Annotated in this window: 15 protein-coding genes; 7 read left to right on the forward strand and 8 right to left on the reverse strand. The window is 66.0% G+C overall.

Features of this window, described 5'->3' with window-relative positions; all coding sequences use genetic code 11:
* The 3 genes from VFW84_RS01930 (at position 1) to VFW84_RS01940 (ending at position 4,198) form a co-directional block, all read left to right on the forward strand.
* Positions 1–2,067: an ATP-dependent DNA helicase gene (locus VFW84_RS01930; RefSeq protein WP_329678743.1), complete on the forward strand. Its 2,067-nt coding sequence runs from the start codon at positions 1–3 to the stop codon at positions 2,065–2,067.
* Complete coding sequence (locus VFW84_RS01935; RefSeq protein WP_329678744.1) at positions 2,064–2,798, forward strand: glutamine amidotransferase; 735 nt, start codon at positions 2,064–2,066, stop codon at positions 2,796–2,798. Before VFW84_RS01930 ends, VFW84_RS01935 begins: the two co-directional genes overlap by 4 nt.
* Positions 2,799–2,938: 140 nt before the next feature.
* Entirely contained in the window at positions 2,939–4,198 is a 1,260-nt protein-coding gene (locus VFW84_RS01940; RefSeq protein WP_329678745.1) for a putative Na+/H+ antiporter, read from the forward strand.
* A 6-nt stretch (positions 4,199–4,204) separates the two neighbouring features.
* On the opposite strand, the gene panC is transcribed toward VFW84_RS01940, so the two are convergent.
* From panC to VFW84_RS01965, 5 genes are all read right to left on the reverse strand, one after another.
* Positions 4,205–5,080 carry a pantoate--beta-alanine ligase gene (gene panC / locus VFW84_RS01945; protein ID WP_329678746.1) on the reverse strand — a complete coding sequence of 292 codons (876 nt, stop codon included), beginning with the start codon at positions 5,078–5,080 and terminating at the stop codon, positions 4,205–4,207.
* A gap of 9 nt (positions 5,081–5,089) precedes the next feature.
* Positions 5,090–5,929 (reverse strand): 3-methyl-2-oxobutanoate hydroxymethyltransferase, encoded by an 840-nt coding sequence (panB, locus tag VFW84_RS01950; RefSeq protein ID WP_329678747.1) that lies wholly within the window; start codon positions 5,927–5,929, stop codon positions 5,090–5,092.
* An 89-nt stretch (positions 5,930–6,018) separates the two neighbouring features.
* Positions 6,019–6,867: a ScpA family protein gene (locus VFW84_RS01955; RefSeq protein ID WP_329678763.1), complete on the reverse strand. Its 849-nt coding sequence runs from the start codon at positions 6,865–6,867 to the stop codon at positions 6,019–6,021.
* Positions 6,868–6,914: 47 nt separating this feature from the next.
* Complete coding sequence (locus VFW84_RS01960) at positions 6,915–7,115, reverse strand: DUF3460 family protein (protein ID WP_329678748.1); 201 nt, start codon at positions 7,113–7,115, stop codon at positions 6,915–6,917.
* A gap of 58 nt (positions 7,116–7,173) precedes the next feature.
* Positions 7,174–7,848 carry a hypothetical protein gene (locus tag VFW84_RS01965; protein ID WP_329678749.1) on the reverse strand — a complete coding sequence of 225 codons (675 nt, stop codon included), beginning with the start codon at positions 7,846–7,848 and terminating at the stop codon, positions 7,174–7,176.
* An 86-nt stretch (positions 7,849–7,934) separates the two neighbouring features.
* Between VFW84_RS01965 and VFW84_RS01970 the strand changes: the two genes are divergently transcribed.
* The gene (locus VFW84_RS01970; RefSeq protein WP_329678750.1) at positions 7,935–8,975 is read left to right on the forward strand and encodes a CYTH domain-containing protein; all 1,041 of its coding nucleotides are present in this window, start codon (positions 7,935–7,937) and stop codon (positions 8,973–8,975) included.
* Between the two features lie 2 nt (positions 8,976–8,977).
* Here the strand turns inward: VFW84_RS01970 and VFW84_RS01975 are convergent, their stop codons facing one another.
* The gene (locus VFW84_RS01975) at positions 8,978–10,747 is read right to left on the reverse strand and encodes a SulP family inorganic anion transporter (RefSeq protein WP_329678751.1); all 1,770 of its coding nucleotides are present in this window, start codon (positions 10,745–10,747) and stop codon (positions 8,978–8,980) included.
* A gap of 54 nt (positions 10,748–10,801) precedes the next feature.
* A complete protein-coding gene (metG, locus tag VFW84_RS01980) occupies positions 10,802–12,901 on the reverse strand; it encodes a methionine--tRNA ligase (protein WP_329678752.1) in 2,100 nt (699 codons plus the stop codon).
* A gap of 145 nt (positions 12,902–13,046) precedes the next feature.
* Here metG and apbC point away from each other — a divergent pair, with 145 nt between their 5' ends.
* From apbC to VFW84_RS01995, 3 genes are all read left to right on the forward strand, one after another.
* The gene (apbC, locus tag VFW84_RS01985) at positions 13,047–14,174 is read left to right on the forward strand and encodes an iron-sulfur cluster carrier protein ApbC (RefSeq protein ID WP_329678753.1); all 1,128 of its coding nucleotides are present in this window, start codon (positions 13,047–13,049) and stop codon (positions 14,172–14,174) included.
* 42 nt (positions 14,175–14,216) lie between these two features.
* Complete coding sequence (locus VFW84_RS01990) at positions 14,217–16,439, forward strand: sensor histidine kinase (protein ID WP_329678754.1); 2,223 nt, start codon at positions 14,217–14,219, stop codon at positions 16,437–16,439.
* Positions 16,440–16,534: 95 nt separating this feature from the next.
* Entirely contained in the window at positions 16,535–17,158 is a 624-nt protein-coding gene (locus VFW84_RS01995; protein ID WP_329678755.1) for a response regulator, read from the forward strand.
* On the opposite strand, the gene VFW84_RS02000 is transcribed toward VFW84_RS01995, so the two are convergent.
* Positions 17,152–18,465 carry a sensor histidine kinase gene (locus VFW84_RS02000; protein ID WP_329678756.1) on the reverse strand — a complete coding sequence of 438 codons (1,314 nt, stop codon included), beginning with the start codon at positions 18,463–18,465 and terminating at the stop codon, positions 17,152–17,154. The two genes, VFW84_RS01995 and VFW84_RS02000, sit on opposite strands and share 7 nt — an antisense overlap.
* Positions 18,466–18,501: the final 36 nt, after the last annotated feature.

The following is an 18,501-nucleotide window of genomic DNA, read 5'->3' on the forward strand; positions in this document are numbered from 1 at the left end:
ATGAGTGAGATTGCGCCCCGCCGAGGCAGCCGCAGCGGCATCGATCTGCCCGGCCTGTTTGCCGCCAGCGGCCCGCTGGCGCGCGCCCTGCCCGGCTACCACGTGCGCACCGAGCAGATCGAGATGTCGCAGGCCATCCTGCAGGCCATCGAAGAAGGCCACTCCGCCGTGCTGGAAGCCGGCACGGGCGTGGGCAAGACCGCAGCCTACCTGGTGCCTGCCCTGCTGGCCGGCGGCAAGGTCATCGTCTCCACGGGCACCAAGGCCCTGCAGGACCAGCTCTTCAACCGCGACCTGCCCCACATCCGCGATGCGCTGGCCCTGCCGGTCAAGGTGGCCCTGCTCAAGGGCCGCAGCAACTACCTGTGCTGGCACCACCTGGAGCGCACCAACCAGGATGCCACCTTGCTGGGCAGCCGCCAGGAGGTGCGTGACCTGGGCATGATCAACCGCTTCATCCACCTCACGCCCACGGGCGACAAGGCCGAGTGTGCGTCGGTACCCGAGACCGCACCGATTTGGATGCGCGTCACATCCACCCGCGAGAACTGCCTGGGCAGCGATTGCGAGCGCTACAACGACTGCTTCGTGCTCAAGGCCCGTCGCGAGGCGCAGGATGCCGACATCGTCGTGGTCAACCACCACCTCTTCTTTGCCGACCTGATGCTGCGCGAAGAAGGCGTGCCCGAGCTGCTGCCCAACGCGCAGACCATCATCTTCGACGAGGCGCACCAGTTGCCCGACACGGCCACCATGTTCTTTGGGGACACGGTGTCGAGCGCCCAGATCATGGACCTGCTGCGCGACACCAAGGCCATCGGCCTGGCGCATGCACGCGATGCCGTGCAGTGGCCCGACGCCATCGCCCCCACCGACAAGGCCCTGAAGGATTTGCGCCTGTGTTTCGACGCCGGACTGTCCAAATGGGCGCAGGGCCAGTTGCCCGCCACGCATGGCGTGTGGGCGGCCCTGGACACGTTGCGCGGTGCGCTGCGCGAGTTGCGTGACACGCTGGAGGCCCAGGCCGAGCGCAGCCCCGACCTGGCCCAGTTGCATCGCCGCGCGGACGAGCTCATGCAGCGCCTGTGCCTGTGGGGGCACCCCGAGCGCGCAGACCAGCCCGAGCTGTGCTGGATCGATGTGTCCCAGTTGGGCGTGCAACTGCACCGCACCCCCATCTCCGTGGCCGATGTGTTCCGGCGCCAGCGCCTGGGTGACGATGCACCACCCACCGCCGATCTGGATGGCGAGGCGCCGGCCTGGGACGACGACCCCCCCGCCCAGCCGCAGGATCGCCCGCGCAAAACCTGGGTCTTCACCTCGGCCACCCTGGCCGTCAAGCAGGACTTCAAGCACTTCCAGGATGCACTGGGCCTGCACGATGCCCATTGCCAGGCCTGGTCCAGCCCCTACGACTACCCCACGCAGGCCATGCTCTATGTGCCCAAGGATCTGCCGGCACCCAATGCACCGCACTTCACCGATGCGGTCGTCGACGCCGCGCTGCCCTTGATCGTGGCCAACGAGGGCCGTGCCTTCCTGCTGTGCACCAGCCACCGCGCCGTGCAACGTGCAGCCGAGCGTCTGCGCCAGCGCATTGAGGCCGAAGGCCTGGGTCTGAGTGTGCTGATGCAGGGCGATGCGCCTCGACCCATGCTGCTCGACGACTTCCGTCGCATCCGGCGTGCCGTGCTGGTGGGCAGCCACAGCTTCTGGGAAGGCATCGACGTCAAGGGCGATGCCCTGACCCTGGTGGTGATCGACAAGCTGCCCTTTGCGCCACCGGACGACCCGGTGCTGGCCAAGCGCCTGGAGCTGCTGGCCCAGCAGGGCGGCAACCCCTTCATGGAGCATCAGGTGCCCCAGGCCATCATCGCGCTCAAGCAGGGCGCGGGTCGCCTGATCCGCAGCGAGACGGACCACGGCGTGCTCATGATCTGCGACACCCGTCTGATCGACAAACCCTACGGCCGCCGCATCTGGCAAAGCCTGCCGCCCATGCGTCGCAGCCGGGTGCAGGATGAGGCCATCGCCTTTCTGCACGCCATCAAGGAGCCCACACCATGAACAAGCGCCACATTCCCCGCACCTGCCTGGCCCTGCAGCATGTGAGTTTTGAAGACCTGGGCACGCTGGGCGATGTGCTGATCGACCGCGGTTTCCAGATCCGCTACCGCCAGGCCGGGGTCGATGATCTGGCCAGCCCCGAAGCAAAGGCCGAATGGGCAGAGGCCGATCTCGTGGTGGTGCTGGGTGGCCCCATCGGTGTGTACGAGGGCGATCGCTATCCCTTCATCCCGGACGAGCTGGCGCGCGTCAAGGAGCGGCTGGACAGCGGACGGCCCCTTGTGGGCATCTGCCTGGGGGCCCAGATGATGGCGGCCGCCAGCGGTCAGCGTGTCTACCCTGGTCCCGCCAAGGAGATCGGCTTCAAACCCCTGATCCTCAGCGAGGCAGGCCAGCAATCGCCCCTGAGTGCCTTGCAGGCCTGCGGCCACCAGGTCCTGCACTGGCATGGCGACACCTTTGACCTGCCCGAGGGTGCCACGCTGCTGGCCTCCACCGATGTGGTGGCACACCAGGTCTTCAGCCTGGGCCCCAAGGTCCTGGGGCTGCAATGCCATCTGGAGGCTCAACCCCGGGATCTAGAGCGCTGGCTCATTGGCCACACGGCGGAATTGACCGCGGCCCACATCGATGTGCATGCCTTGCGCGCCGACAACGCCCGGCATGGCCCGGCACTGCAGACGGCGGCGCACCAGGTCTGGTCCCGCTGGCTGGCCGGCGCCCTCGGTTGAGGCACCCATGCCTGTCGAGACCCAGACTCAGGGTGGTCGTGCCCATCATCCCTGGATAGAATAAGACCAGGGTGTCGCAGCCACAGGGGCTCGGCAGGTTCATGCGAAGGTCGGGCCGCCTCGCGGCTTGAACACGCACCATGAACACCCCCACCCTGATCCAAGTGATCGGCGCCACGCTGTTTGGCCTGGCTGTCCTGCACACCTTCTCCACCAAGTACTTCGAGCGCCTCGCCCACACGCAGCATCGTCATGCGGGCCTGTGGCATCTTCTGGGCGAGGTGGAGGTCGTCTTCGGCTTCTGGGCCATGGTGCTGATGCTGTTCATGTTCGGCATCAGCGGCACACAAGAGGCCACCGCCTATCTGGATTCCCGTAATTTCACAGAACCGATGTTCGTGTTCGCCATCATGGTGATCGCGGCGACCCGGCCCATCTTGCAGTTCGCCGGTGCGGCGGTTCGCTTCATGGCGCGCTATCTGCCCTTGCCGCACGGCATGGCGCTGTATTTCCTGCTGCTGTCGTTCGTGCCCCTGCTGGGCTCCTTCATCACCGAACCCGCTGCGATGACCCTGGCGGCGCTGATGTTGCGCGACACCCTTTTCTCGCGCGAGGTGTCCACCCAGCTGAAGTACGGCACGCTGGGTGTGCTGTTTGTGAACATCTCGATCGGTGGGACGCTGACCCCCTTTGCTGCGCCCCCGGTGCTCATGGTGGCAGGCCAATGGAACTGGGACATCTGGTTCATGATCGCCAACTTCGGATGGAAGGCCGCCATCGCCGTCCTGTTCAACGCGGGCTCCGCGATGCTGCTGTTTCGCCGGGAGCTGGGGCACATGGCCGCCCAGCCCAAGGAGCAGGCTGCGCTGGTGCCCGTGGCCATGATCGCGGTGCACCTGATGTTCCTGCTGGGCGTCGTGGTCTTTGCACACCATCCGGCCGTGTTCATGGGGCTGTTCCTGTTCTTTCTGGGCTTCGCCTCAGCCTACCTGCGCCATCAGAATCCGCTCATCCTGCGCGAAGCCTTCCTGGTCGCCTTCTTCCTCGCGGGCCTGGTCGTCCTGGGAGGCGTTCAGCAGTGGTGGCTGGAGCCCGTGCTGATGAGCATGGACGCCAACTCCGTGTTCTTCGGTGCCGTGGCCCTGACGGCCATCACGGACAACGCCGCCCTGACTTATCTGGGCTCGCTGGTGGATGGCTTGAGCCTCGACTTCAAGACCGCGCTGGTGGCCGGGGCGGTGACCGGTGGCGGCCTGACCCTGATTGCGAACGCCCCCAACCCCGCGGGAGCGGCGATCCTGAAAGAGAAGTTCTCCGACCACGCCATCCAGCCGCTGGGGCTGCTGATCGCCGCCTTGCCACCGACCCTGGTGGCCGTGCTGGCGTTCCGGCTGCTGTGAAGCGCTTCAGAGCTCCAGGTTGTCGATCAGGCGCGTCTTGCCCAGCCGGGCCGCCGTCAAGCTGACCAGGGGCTCCGCCTGGGCCAGGTCGGCCTCGGTGGGCACCAGCAGATCACGCTGGCGACGCACCACCACATAGTCGGGCTGCCATTGGCGTGCACGCAGGGCCTCCATGGCCCGTGCCTCGATCTGGGCCACCGCCGCATGGGACAGGGTGCCGGCCGCACGCAAGGCCCCCACCTGATCACGCACGCAGCGCAGCAAGGTGATCAACTGCACCGCCTCGGCCCGCTCCTCGGCACTGAGATAGCCGTTGCGCGAGGACAGCGCCAGGCCATCCTCGGCGCGCAAGGTGTCGGCGCCATGGACCTCGATGGGCAGGCCCATCTGGCGCACCATGTTGCGCAGGATCATGAGCTGCTGGTAGTCCTTCTTGCCAAACACCGCAGCCTGTGGCCCCACCAGGTTGAACAGCTTGTGCACCACGGTGCTCACACCCGTGAAGAAGCCGGGGCGGAAGGCGCCTTCCAGGATGTCGGCCAGCTCTGTCGGGGGCACCACCTTGTAGCCCTGGGGCTCGGGGTAGAGCTCAGCCTCGGACGGGGCAAACACCAGATCACAGCCCACCTCGGCCAGCAACTCGGCATCACGCGCCAAGGTGCGGGGGTAGGTGTCGAAATCCTCGTTGGGGCCGAACTGCAAGCGGTTGACGAAGATGCTGGCCACCACGGGGGCGCCCGTGGGGGCGGCGATCTCGCGGGCGCGACGGATCAGGTCCAGGTGCCCGGCATGCAGATTGCCCATGGTGGGCACGAAGACGGGACGGGCCGGCGCGGCGGCCAGACGCTCGCGCAAGTCAGCGATGGTGTGGGTGATGTGCATGGGGCTCACTCAGTATCCGTGGAGGGTCTCGTCGGGGAAGCGCCCGCCCTTGACCTCGGCCACATAGCGGCGGATGGCGTCCTCAATGGAGCCGCCTTCGGCCATGAAATTGCGCACGAAGCGTGGCAGCTTGCCCCGCGTGACGTGCAGCATGTCGTGCAGCACCAGCACCTGACCGGCCGTGGAGGCCCCCGCCCCGATGCCGATGGTGATCACGCCGGGGTTGTCGGCCTGCACCTGGGCGGCCACGGCCGAGGGCATCAACTCCAGCACCATCATGGCGGCGCCGGCCTGGGCCAGCTCGCTGGCATGGCGGCGCAGGGTATCGGCTCCAGCCTGGTCACGGCCCTGGATGCGAAAGCCCCCCAGCGCGTGCACGCTCTGCGGGGTCAGACCCAGGTGGGCGCACACGGGGATGCCGCGCTCGGTCAGGAAGTGCACGGTCTCGGCCGTCCAGCCGCCACCTTCGAGCTTGACCATGTGGGCGCCGGCCTGCATCAGGGCCACGCTGGAGCGCAGGGCCTGCTCGCGGTTTTCCTGGTAGCTGCCAAAAGGCAGATCCCCCACGATCCACGCGCAGCGGTTGCCTCGGGCCACGCAGCGGGTGTGATAGACCATGTCGTCCATGCTGACCGGCACGGTGCTGCTGTGACCTTGCACCAGCATGCCCAGTGAATCACCGACCAGGATGCAGTCGACGCCGCACTCGTCCACCAGGCGGGTGAACATGGCGTCGTAGCTGGTCAGCATGGTGATCTTCTCGCCCTGGGTGTGCATCTCCCGCAGGCGATGCAGGGTCATGGGCTTGCGCACGGGGGCGCCCGGAGGGGTGGGAGTGGCGGTTGTCATGTCCTGCTTGTCCTCAGCGTTGAGCACCTGGGGCGCCCCTGGGCGGGCATCGCATCCACAAGATGCATGGCCTCGGGTTTGACCTGATTCTAGGCCGGCTGGTAAGCCAGACGCACGTAGATGGGCGCAAAGGCCTCCGCCTGGGTGACTTCGAGCAGACGCTCACGCGCCAGCTCCAGCATGGCGATGAAGGTCACCACCAGCACCTGAGACCCGCGCGACGGGTCGAACAGCTCTTCGAACTCGACGAAGCGCCGCCCCTGCAGGGTGCGCAACACCATGCTCATGTGCTCGCGCACAGACAGCTCCTCGCGCGTGATGGTGTGGTGGGTATGGAGTTTGGCGCGCTTGAGGATCTCCATCCAGGCCTCGCGCAGCTCGGGCAGTGCCACATCGGGGTGGCGCACACGGGCGGAAGGATCGTGGTGCACTTGCACGCGCAAAAAATCGCGGCCCAGCAGCGGTAACCGATCCAGGCCTGCGGCGGCCAGCTTCATCTGCTCGTATTCGATCAGGCGGCGCACCAGCTCGGCACGCGGATCCTCCGGCTCGTCGGCGCCCTCCACCTTCTTGGGTGGCAGCAGCATCCGGGACTTGATCTCGATGAGCATCGCCGCCATCAGCAGATACTCGGAGGCCAGTTCCAGATTGGTCTTGCGGATCTGCTCGACGTAGGTCAGGTACTGGCGCGTGACGTCGGCCAGCGGGATGTCCAGGATGTTGAAGTTCTGCTTGCGAATCAGGTAGAGCAGCAGATCGAGCGGCCCCTCGAAGGAGTCGAGGAAGACCTCCAGCGCATCGGGCGGGATGTAAAGATCCGTGGGCAGTGCGAACAGCGGCTCGCCATACAGGCGGGCCACGGCGACGTGATCAACCACCTCCGGCTGACCCAGATCGTCCAGCGGTGGCGGCGGTGTGTCGCCCGCTTCCGGGGCCAGAACGTTTTCGCTCACGCCAGCTTGGGAAGGAGGTGTCGAGGCGGGCCTCAGCCCTTGTTGTGATAAACGTAGGGCTTCTGGGCCACACGGGCATCACGCCACTCGGCCTGCGCCTGGCGGTCGATCTCCTGGTCCCACAGCAGGCCGCGGCCTTCACGCTGCCGCGACTCCAGTTGAGGGTCACGCTGCTTGAGGCTCTCGATGAACTGCGTGGCATCGGACTTGTAGGGTTTCCAGAACAGCGGCATGGTGGTCGTGCGTCAAGGACGATGGGAAACCGGCATTTTACGATGCCGGGCGTGGGGATCACAACTCGCGGATCTCGAGGACCTTGCCTTTGTCACGGAAGTGGTGCGGCTGTCCCAGCAGCCACTTGGCCAGCTCATCCAGCAGTTCGGTGTGGATGTCGGCCGCATGGAAACCAATCACCCAGTGCACCAGGCCATCGACGTTGTCGACGATGAACTCGACCCGGGCCTCCTCGTGGTAGGCGCGCATGCACACCTGGCCCTGCATGTCGGCCCTGAACTCGTAATGCACCTCGACGATCTTGCTGGTCTCGTGGTTGCGGACCACATCGGGGATGCAGCGTACGCCGGACTGGCGGATGCGGGCCTCCAGACGCTCCATCTCGGGGGGGAAATCCACCGTCAGGCGAACATCCTGGCCCGTGCGCAGATCGAAAAACAGCGTGATGTGATCGGTGACCTGGCGGCTGTTCAAATCCCGCATGCGGATGTCCGAGCGGAAATTGGTGAAGGTCAGACCTTCGAAGGTGGCCAGCCGGGCGTCGAAGGTGTAGCGGCCCTTGGAGGTCGGCTTGATCACGCTGAGCTGCTTGGCCAGCTCCACCCAGTAATTGAAGACCATCTGGCAGGCCACCTCGGTGGTCTCGATATTGGCCTTCAGGGCGGCGCTGTCCTGGCCCTGGTTCACACGCAGTTGCTCGGCCTGCTTTTTCAGATCATCAAGAAGTCCCACGTTGTCTCTCGCATGAATGATTGACAGCTTTCAGCATAACGCAAGCCTGCCCTGGCAACGCATCCTGCTGGCGCCACAATGCACACATGAATGAAATCGAGCTGAAATTCCAGATCCCGGCTGCGCAGGTGAAGGCCATCCATGCCGACATCGGTGCCGCACAGGCCCTGCCTTTGCATGCTGCCTATTTCGACACCGGCGAGCACCGGCTGGCCCGCCACCGCATGGCCCTGCGCGTGCGGCGGGAAGGCGATGCCTGGGTGCAGACGTTCAAGGGCGCAGGCGCCGATGCCATGACGCGCCTGGAAGAGAACGTGCCGGTGCCCCCCCCGGCGGATGGCCGCCCTCGGCCCGACCTGTCCCGCCATGGCGCCGAGGTGCAGGCGGCCCTGCAGCGTGTCTTGCCTCAGTGGTCTCCAGCCACCGATCCGCAGGGGCTGCAGGTGGGCCTGGGCGCCCTGTATGAGACCTGTTTCGATCGCTGGCAGGCCGACCGCGACAGCGCCGAGGGCCGGGTCCAGGTCTGCCTGGACCGTGGTGAGATCCGCGCCGGGGTCCTGCGCGAGCCCCTGGCCGAGCTGGAGCTGGAACTGCTGTCGGGCCACCCCCTGGCGGTCATCGCTCAGGCACGCACCTGGGTGGCGCGCCACGATCTGTGGCTGGACGTGCAGTCCAAGGCCATGAAGGGCACACGCCTGTCCGCTCAGGCCGCCTCGGGGCACATCGTGGCTGCCCAGGTGGTGCCGGCCCCGGGCACGGTGCCCGAGCAGGACGATCCCGCTGGCTGGCGTGCATGGCTCTCGGCCATGCTCGATGCCTGCGCTGGCCATGGGGCCGAACTGGCCACGGAGCGCCCCGGCGGTGCGGCGGTCCTGACGGCCTGGCGCCAGTGCATCGCTCAACTGCTGGACGCACTGAACTCCTCACCGCTCCTGAGTGAGGCCCTGCCACCTCACTTTGCAGAGGACACCCGCCACCTGGCCCACCGCCTGAACACCCTGGTCGCGAGCGGCGACCTCCAGGGCGCCCAGGCTCTGGCCCGCGATCCGCAGACCACGCAGTGGAGTCTGGATGTGCTGTCAGCGCTGGTCGGCACCCGGCTGAACACGGCCCACCCGGCCGCCTGAGTTCAGCGCTCGGCCACCCGCCGGGCCTGCGACAGGGCCGCCTCCAGCGTGGGCTGCAGATTGCTCAGGCCAAACAGCACGTCCTGCCGGCTGCGCTGGATCAGGCTCAGGGGCTGATGGTTGAGCTCGCACAGGATCAGGACGGCATCCCGCCGCTCCAGCGTGCGACGCAGTTGCACCAGCGCATCCAGGCCCGAGGTGTCCAGCGAAATGAGGCGATCCAGCGCCAGCACCACCACCCTGGTGTCTTGGTGCAACTGCTCTTCCAGTTGCTCCACCTTGCCCACGGCACCGAAAAAGAGCGACCCATAAAGCCGCCAGGCACACACGCCCGAGTGCAACGACCGATCCCCCAGATCAATGGCCTCGATCGTGAACAGGTGGCTCATGCGGTAGATGAAGAACAGGCAGGCCAGCACCAGCCCCACCTCGACGGCCACCGTCAGATCGAACACCACTGTCAGAAAGAAGGTGCCCAGCAGGATGATGCGATAGGTGTAGTTGAACTGCCGCAGCTTGGCGAACTCGTGCCACTCGCCCATGTTCCAGGCCACATACAGCAGCACCCCTGACAACACGGGCAAGGGCACATGCGAGGCCCAGGGCGCCGCCAGCAAGACGACCAGCAGCAGCGCCAGGGCGTGCACGATGCCTGCCACCGGACTGGTGGCGCCCGAGCGCACATTGGTCACCGTGCGCGCGATGGTGCCGGTGGCCGGGATGCCACCAAAGAAGGGCGTGACCATATTGGCCACACCCTGGGCCATCAGTTCCTGATTGGGGTCATGGCGGGGCAGATCCGTCATGTTGTCGGCGACACGGGCGCACAGCAGCGACTCGATGGCGCCCAGCAACGCGATCGTCACCGTGGGGATGAACAATTGACGCACGCCATCCCAGGTGAAGTCCGGCCAGGCCAGGCTGGGCAAGGCCTGAGGGACACCGCCAAAGCGCGTGCCGATGGTCGCCACAGGCAGCTCCAGCAGCGCGGTCAGCATGCCCAGGGTGATCAGGGTGACGATGGCCCCCGGCAGACGCGCGGCGACACGCACCGGCCAGCTGTCTCGCAAGGGCATGGGCAGACGCCGGTGCATGGCCGCCAGCCGGGGCCAGAGGATCAGGCCCAGGACCGTGAGTGCCCCCAGCGCCAGGGCATGGGGATTGAACTGATCCTGGTAGGCCCACAAGGTGCGGATCTGGCCGACAAAATCGGCCGGCATCCGCGGCGGGCTCAGGCCCAGCAGGTCCTTGAGTTGCGACAGGGCGATCAGCACGGCGATGCCATTGGTGAAGCCGATGACGATGCTGACGGGGATGTAGCGCACCAGGGCGCCCAGACGGAACAGGCCGAGCAGAAACATCAGCCCACCGGCCAGCGCGGTCGAGATCAGCAGATTGGCCAGGCCATAGCGCTCGATGATGCCGTAGACGATGACGATGAAGGCCCCCGCCGGCCCACCGATCTGCACGGCCGAGCCGCCCAGGGCGGAGATCAGGAAGCCCGCGATGATGGCCGTGAAGAGCCCCGCTTCAGGCTTGACCCCGGAGGCGATGGCAAAGGCCATGGCCAGTGGCAGGGCCACGATGCCCACGGTCAGGCCGGCACCGACGTCGCTCAGGCAGCGCTCGCGGTTGTAGCCGCGAAGCGCATCCAGCAAACGGGGACGAAACGGCGCGAGATCCAGGGCGGCAAGCCAGGCAGGCTTGCGCCCGATGGATGAGCGGCCCTGGGAGGCACCGGGATCGTTCGGTGGAATGGGATGCTGCGCCATGAGTGACCATTGCACAGCAAGGGGGATGCCAGGTCAAGCTGGCATGCCCCTGACTCAGCGCACGCGCATGCCGGGCTGAGCGCCCGCCACGGGCTCCAGCACATAGATGCCGGGCGTGCCCTTTTCATCGGCATGCGAGGCGGCCAGCACCATGCCCTCGCTGACGCCGAACTTCATCTTGCGCGGCGCCAGATTGGCCACCATCACGGTGTGCTTGCCGATCAGGTCTGCCGGCTGGTAGGCCTCTTTGATGCCGCTGAAGACATTGCGCGTGCGGCCCTCACCCACATCCAGGGTCAGGCGCAGCAGCTTGGTGCTGCCCTCCACGTGCTCGGCATTGACGATCTTGGCTATGCGCAGGTCCACCTTGACGAAGTCGTCGATGGTGATGGTGGGGGCGATCGCCTCGCCGCCGGGCAGCGGAGCGGCCTCAGCCACTGGCGCTGGGGGCGCCTCGAACAGGGCGTCGAGCAACTTGGGATCGACGCGGGTCATCAGGTGCTCGTACTTGCGGATGGTGCTCACACGGCTGGCGCGCTCAGGCCAGCTCAGAGGGCCATCGAAGCCCAGGAAATCAAAGGCGCGGCGGGTGACATCGGGCAGGATGGGGCTGAGGAAGAGCGTCAGGTACTTGAAGCCCTCCAGGCAGGCCGACAACACCTCGTGCAGGGCGCTGCCATTCACATGCTGGCTGCTGTCCTTGGCCAGCTCCCAGGGCTTGGCCGTGTCGAAGTACTGGTTGATCTCGTCGGCGGCCGCCATGATCTCGCGCAGGGCCTTGCCGAACTCGCGCTTGTCCAGCGCATCGGCAATCGATGCCTCGCGGCTGGTCACCGCCTGCAGCGGGATCATCTCCAGGAACTGGGCCTCGTCGGCCGGGCCCACGGATACCAGCGCGCCCTCGAAGTACTTGTGGATGAAGTTGGAACAACGGCTGGCGATGTTGACGTACTTGCCCACCAGATCGCTGTTGACACGCGCCGTGAAATCCTCGGGGTTGAAGTCGACATCCTCGACGCGGCTGTTGAGCTTGGCGGCAATGTAGTAGCGCAGCCACTCGGGGTTCATGCCCAACTGAAGGTACTTGAGCGGATCCAGGCCCGTGCCGCGGCTCTTGCTCATCTTCTCGCCATTGTTGACGGTCATGAATCCATGCACATGGACCTGGTTGGGCAGCTTGCGGCCACTGAACTTGAGCATGGCGGGCCAGAACAGGGTGTGGAAGTAGGTGATGTCCTTGCCGATGAAGTGCACCTGTTCCACGGCCGGATCGGCCATGAACTCGTCGAAACTGCGCGTCTCGCCGTAGCGGGCCTGGGGGCCGCCATGGGCAAAATAGCTCTTGAGCGAGGCCAGGTAGCCGATGGGCGCATCCAGCCAGACATAGAAGTACTTGCCCGGCGCGTCGGGGATCTCGATGCCAAAGTAAGGCGCATCGCGGCTGATGTCCCAGTCGCCCAGGCCGCCCTGACCGTTCTCGTCCTTGGTGAACCACTCCTTGATCTTGTTGGCCACCTCGCTTTGCAGCTTGCCATCCTGGGTCCAGGCCTCCAGGAACTGGGCGCAGCGCGGGTCGGACAGTTTGAAGAAGTAATGGTCGCTGGTCTTCATGACCGGCGTGGCACCCGACAGGGCCGAGTAGGGGTTCTTGAGCTCGGTGGGCGTGTACACGGCACCACAGACCTCGCAGGAGTCGCCGTACTGGTCCTTGGCGCCGCACTTGGGACACTCGCCCTTGATGAAGCGATCGGGCAGGAACATGCCCTTGTCCGGATCAAAGAACTGCTCGATGGCGCGCACCTCGATCAGCCCCTGCTCGCGCAAGGCACGGTAGATGTCCTGCGCCAGGGCGTGGTTCTCGGGACTGTCGGTCGAGGACCAGTGGTCAAAGGCGATGTGAAAGCCGTCCAGATAGGGCTTGCGGCCCGCCGCAATGTCCGCCACGAACTGCTGCGGCGTCTTGCCCGCCTTCTCGGCGGCGATCATGATAGGCGCACCATGGGCGTCGTCCGCCCCCACGAAGTGCACCTGATGCCCCTGCTGGCGCTGGAATCGCACCCAGATGTCGGCCTGGATGTACTCCATGATGTGGCCGATGTGAAAATGGCCATTGGCATAGGGTAGCGCGGTGGTGACGAAGAGCTGGCGTGGCATGGTGCGAGTCTGGGTTGACCTTCTTTACAGGAGGTAAAGGCAGGTACAGGGAAAATCCTTCCATTTTAGGGCGCTAGACTGGCAAAGTGGGTGCATCAGGCACCCGACCCCGATCTCGCAGACCGAACCGCAGTCCCCTTTTCGCATGAGCCTGACCTCTCCCTCCCCCGCCGAACAAGCCTTGATCGATGCCCTCCAGGGCGTCCAGGATCCCCTGACCGAACGGGACTGGGTCAGCACCCGAGCACTCAAGGCCCTGTCGCTCCACGATGGCCTCGCCACGCTGGACATCACCCTGGGCTACCCGGCCCGCAGCCAGTGGCCCGCCTACACCGAACGGGTGCGCCAGGCCCTGATCGACCTGCCGGGCGTGCGCGAGGTGCAGGTGAACTGGTCCACCCACATCCTCACGCATGCCGCCCCCCGGGGCATCGCCCCCTTGCCGGGCGTGCGCAACCTGATCGCCGTGGCCTCGGGCAAGGGCGGCGTCGGCAAGAGCACCACCGCCGTCAACCTGGCCCTGGCCCTGGCCGCCGAAGGGGCCAGCGTGGGCATGCTCGACGCCGACATTTATGGCCCCAGCCAGCCCCTGATGCTGGGCCTGAGCGGCAAACCCGAGAGCCCCGACGGCAAAACCATCAACCCGCCGGTCAACCACGGCCTGCAGATGATGTCCATCGGCCTGCTGGTGGCCGACGAGGCCCCCACCATCTGGCGCGGCCCCATGGCCACCCAGGCGCTGGACCAGTTGCTGCGCCTGACCAACTGGGGCGACGCCAGCGAGCCCCTGGACTACCTGATCGTCGACATGCCCCCGGGCACGGGCGACATCCACCTGTCCATCAGCCAGCGCGCCCCGCTCACCGCCGCCGTGGTCGTCACCACGCCACAGGACATCGCCTTGCTGGATGCCCGCAAGGGCCTGCGCATGTTCGAGAAAGTCAGCGTGCCGGTGCTGGGCGTGATCGAGAACATGGCTGTCTACCACTGCCCCCAGTGCGGACACGAGGCCCACATCTTCGGCGAGCACGGCGGTGAACGCCTGGCCCAGGAAGGTGGCGTCAGCCTGCTGGGCGCCCTGCCCCTGGACCTCAAGATCCGCGAACAGGCCGACAGCGGTCGCCCCACCCTGGTGAGCGACCCCGACAGCCGGCCTGCCGCCCTGTACAAGGACATCGCCCGACGCATGGCGGCGCGTTTATCCTTGTTGCCCAAGGACTACTCATCGAAGATCCCCTCCGTGTCCGTGGTGAACACGCCCCCCCAGGCCTGAGTGTCCACCCCTGTTGTTCATCTGCCCAAGCAACGCTGCCCCATGGATTCGAGCCCCTCAGACGCCTGGTTTGATCTGGTTCCCACCCCGATGGCCGAGTTCGACGAACAAGGCCGCTGGCTCAGGCACAACCGCGCGTTCGAGACGCTGCTGCAGGTGGCCCCACAGGCAGGGCAGTCGCTGTCGACCTTGCCGCCCCATGTGCAGCAACTGCTGGGCTGGGACTCCCCGCTGGCCTTGCTGGGCCGACACCCTGACGAAGGACCTCAACCCACGTGCGCCACCCTCCCGAGCGCCTCGGGGCCGGCTCCCGGACTGCTGAGCGCTCAGGTTCACACCAGCACGGCCCACCCCGATGGGTCACGCCGCCTGCTGTGCGTCATCGCGGCACCCTCTGCCGCAGAGGGGCCCACGCACGCTGACGGCGGCCTGCGCGAATCCCTGCTGCGCGAACTCAGCACCATCCTGGAGAGCTCACCGGCGGGCATCGCCTACTTGCGCGGAGACACCCTGGTGCGCTGCAACCACCGCTTCGAGCGCATGCTGGGCCTGTCCGCAGGCGCCCTGACCGGCCAGCGCCTGGACATCCTGCAAGCGCATGACCCCCGCATCAAGCAGGTGGCCACCGAATCCATCGCCCGCCTGCAGAACGAGGGCCACTACGAAAGCGAGCTGGAGGTCGTCTCTCCCGGGCAGCGCTCCATGTGGTACGCCCTGTCGATCAAGCGCATCGGCTCCAGCACCAAGCCGCTGGAGGCCATCGCCGTGCTCTCCAACATCAGCCGCACCCGTGCCCAGAAAGCGCAGTTGGAGGCCATGGGGCGACACCTGGCCCAGCAGTCCGACCGCACCCGCGCCATCCTCGATTCGGTCTTCGTGGGCATCGTCACCCTGGATGACAACGGCATTTCCTGGATGAACCGGTCGGCTCGCCGCATGTTCGGCGGCGATCTGCCCGACTTCGTCGGCCAGCCCCTGTCGACCGTGGCCACCCAGGATCTGGACCACCCCTTCCGCATGACGGACTACCTGGACGACCTCGAGGATGGGCAGTCGCACACCTTCGAATGCCAGGTCATGGGGCGTGATGGCCGGGTGTTCTGGGTGGTGGGCAACGCCGTGGTCACCATGGGCGAGGGCAAGCATCGCCAGCTCACCTACGCCCTGCTGGACATCGACCGCCGCCGCCAGGCCGAATCCCGCCTGGCCGAGGCCGAGGCCACCCTCAAGCGCATCATCGAGATGGCCCCCATGGCCATCAGCGTGCACGAGGCCCCCACCCTGCGTGTGCTGCAGGCCAACAAGAACGCCTCCGCCTTCATGCAGCGTGACCTGCAACTGCCGCTGGGCGAATCGCTCGAAGACATCTTCCCCGCGCCACAGGCCCGACTGCTGCGCGCAGCCATGATGACCGCGCTGGACACCCACAAACCCCTGCACCGCGAGCACCGCGTCGAGCAGGCCAACGGCTCCGACCAGATCTGGGATGTCAACTACCTGCCCTTGAGCAGCGATGGCCAGCCCACCGATCAGTTGCTGATGGTCGCCTCGGATGTCACCGAGCAACGGGCGGCGGAAAAGGCCCGCCTGGACGCGGCCATCGCCCAGCGCGAGATGTTGGTGCGCGAAGTGCATCACCGCATCAAGAACAATCTGCAGGGGGTGGCTGGCCTGCTGCAGCAGATCGCTGCGCGCAAGCCCGAAGTGGCCTCGGCGATTTCCGAGGTGGTCGGGCAGGTACAGGCGATCGCCCAGGTCTATGGCCTGCAGGTCGGCGCCGGCGGCCCGCTCAAGCTGCACAGCGTGGTGGAAGCCATTGCCTCGTCAGTGCAACGCACCTTCGGGCGGCCCATCAGCCTGAAGATGGAGGGCGAACACGCCCAGGAGTGGCGATTGCCCGAAGCCGAATCCATCCCGATCGCCCTGAGCCTCAATGAATTGCTGACCAATGCCCACAAGCACGGCGTTCCCGGCAGGGAGATCCACTGCACCCTGCGCAGCGACGACCAGGCGGTCAACATCCTGATCGACAACACGGCGCAATTGCCCGAGGGCTTCAGCATGGACCGCATCCGGGGCGGGGTGTCGGGTCTGGGCCTGGTGCGCGCCCTGCTGCCTCGGCGCAGCTCCAGCATCACCATCACCCAGGCCGGTGAGCAGGTATTAACGCAGTTGCAACTGACGCCTCCTGGTATCAGTTTGTCAGCTCCCCCCCCCACTCTAGGTGAACCCGCTGGTCAACAGTACGCACTTTGGCCACAATAGAGACTTGGGGATTCGTTAACGCGAATCATTAAACGACATCAAAAATATCCGGTTGGCTACGAGACAAAAGCAGCCGGGGCAGTTCGACTGACACGATGAATCCGACGACAAAAGGCAAAGTCCTGGTGGTGGATGATGACCGGCTGGTGCTGGCCACGGTCACGCACGGGCTTTCCCAGGCCGGGTATGAAGTGATCGATGCCGACAACGGTGATGACGCGATCCTCCTGGCCCGACAGCACAAGCCGGATCTGGCGCTGCTGGACATCCGCATGGAAGGCAAGACCGGCTTTGACGTGGCGGCCTACCTGCGCGAGTACTGCCAGATTCCCTTCATGTTCCTGTCGGCCTTCGCCGACGAGGCGACCATCAACCAGGTCAAGGCGCTCGGCGCCCTGACCTATCTGATCAAGCCGCTGGACATCCAGCAGATCGTGCCGGCGGTGGAAGCGGCTTTTGCCAATCGTCCGCAGGCCCTTGCCGCCGCGGCCGCCGCATCCACCACGGCATCGGCACTGCCGCTGGACGACGACAACCCGCTGGAGCAGACCGTGGCATTGGCGGTGGGCATCGTGATGCATCGTCATTCGCTCTCGCGCATCGCTGCGCTGGAGCGGCTCAAGGCCCAGGCCCTGCATGATGGGCGCACCCTGGAGGCCGTCAGCCTGCGTCTGCTCGATGCCCAGGAAGTGCTCTCGGGACTGGGCCCGCTTCACTGACGCGGCGCCGTCCCTTTGGCTTGCACGGCACCTGAGCCCGCCAGCGTGAAGTAGAAGCAGGCACCTTCGCCGGGCACGGCCTCCGCCCAGACCCGACCGCCATGGCGGCGCACGATGTTCTGCACGCCCGCCAGGCCCACGCCGGTGCCAGGGAACTCCTTGGTGCTGTGCAGACGCTGGAACAGCCCGAACAGCTTGTCGGCATGCTGCATGTCGAAGCCCGCGCCGTTGTCGCGCACGAAGTACACCGTGGGATCGGTGGCCGGCACCATGCCGATCTCGATGCGCGGATGCGCCACCTTGCCGCTGTACTTCAGGGCATTGCCGATCAGGTTGTCGAGCACCCGTCGCACCAGGGGCGGATCGCCCAGAGCGGTCAAGCCCTCCGCGATCACCCACTCCACGGCCAGGTTCTGCCCGCTGGCCTCCAGGCTGGAGTGGCGTGCCGCCTGTTGCTCCTGCGCCACTTCTTTGGCCAGCGCACTGAGGTCGATGGTGCAGCGCTCGATGGGTGTCTGTGACAGCTGCGCCTGCGCCAGGATGGCGTCGATCATGCCGTTCATGCGTGCCGTGGCAGCCAGCACCCGATCGAGGTGGTCGTTGCCCAGGCGATCGAGCGTGCGGCCGTAATCCTCCTTGAGGATGCGAGAGAAGCCGTCCACGACCCGCAAGGGCGCCCTCAGATCATGCGACAGGGCGTAACGCAGCACTTCCTGCTCAGACTCTGTCATGGCGTTGAGAGAGGCCTGCTCGGCCGCATCGGGTGCGGTGGTCTCGGAGGGCGACTCGCACACACTGTCTTGCACAACAGGGCGCAAGACGCCATGAAAACCCATGAAAGTGCCGTCGGCCTGCAACCGAGGCATGCCCTGGAGGTGGCAGTTCATTGTCGCCTGAGCGCTGTCGGCGCCCCCTCCCAGCGGCCAAGGCAGACCGATGATGTCGATGGGCAGGCCGGCCTTGAGCCGCGTCTGCAGCATGGCCAACGCCGCCTGCACACCCTCAGGCGGCGCAGCCCCCACCGAACCCGTCCAACAGGACCACAGCGGCTGTGGGTCCTGGGTGAGTTTTTGCGCCCGCAACCAGTGCTCTGCCGTGTCCTGATCGGGTTTGAGCACCACGAGCCGATGCATGGCATCGGTTTGCCAGTACCACCCCGCCAACCAGTCCTGCCAATATCCAGGCGACACGGACGCCGAATATGCCGGATGGGGCTTTGCGGGAGAAACCCTCAGCGCCTGATGCAGCGCCACGCCACACAGCAGCAAAAATACAACGCCAATCCAGATGGAACTCAGCAGAAACATCCCCGCACCGGCCGCCAAGCCGCATGAAACAACGAT

This window comes from Aquabacterium sp., from assembly GCF_036279655.1.
Lineage (GTDB): Bacteria > Pseudomonadota > Gammaproteobacteria > Burkholderiales > Burkholderiaceae_C > Aquabacterium.

Coding starts and splice junctions, on each gene's coding strand:
- apbC (WP_329678753.1), top strand. CDS start 13,047: ATGAGCCTGACCTCTCCCTCCCCCGCCGAACAAGCCTTGATCGATGCC.
- panB (WP_329678747.1), bottom strand. CDS start 5,929: ATGACAACCGCCACTCCCACCCCTCCGGGCGCCCCCGTGCGCAAGCCC.
- VFW84_RS01990 (WP_329678754.1), top strand. CDS start 14,217: ATGGATTCGAGCCCCTCAGACGCCTGGTTTGATCTGGTTCCCACCCCG.
- VFW84_RS01975 (WP_329678751.1), bottom strand. CDS start 10,747: ATGGCGCAGCATCCCATTCCACCGAACGATCCCGGTGCCTCCCAGGGC.
- VFW84_RS01930 (WP_329678743.1), top strand. CDS start 1: ATGAGTGAGATTGCGCCCCGCCGAGGCAGCCGCAGCGGCATCGATCTG.
- VFW84_RS01940 (WP_329678745.1), top strand. CDS start 2,939: ATGAACACCCCCACCCTGATCCAAGTGATCGGCGCCACGCTGTTTGGC.
- VFW84_RS01935 (WP_329678744.1), top strand. CDS start 2,064: ATGAACAAGCGCCACATTCCCCGCACCTGCCTGGCCCTGCAGCATGTG.
- panC (WP_329678746.1), bottom strand. CDS start 5,080: ATGCACATCACCCACACCATCGCTGACTTGCGCGAGCGTCTGGCCGCC.
- VFW84_RS02000 (WP_329678756.1), bottom strand. CDS start 18,465: ATGTTTCTGCTGAGTTCCATCTGGATTGGCGTTGTATTTTTGCTGCTG.
- VFW84_RS01995 (WP_329678755.1), top strand. CDS start 16,535: ATGAATCCGACGACAAAAGGCAAAGTCCTGGTGGTGGATGATGACCGG.
- metG (WP_329678752.1), bottom strand. CDS start 12,901: ATGCCACGCCAGCTCTTCGTCACCACCGCGCTACCCTATGCCAATGGC.
- VFW84_RS01960 (WP_329678748.1), bottom strand. CDS start 7,115: ATGCCGCTGTTCTGGAAACCCTACAAGTCCGATGCCACGCAGTTCATC.
- VFW84_RS01970 (WP_329678750.1), top strand. CDS start 7,935: ATGAATGAAATCGAGCTGAAATTCCAGATCCCGGCTGCGCAGGTGAAG.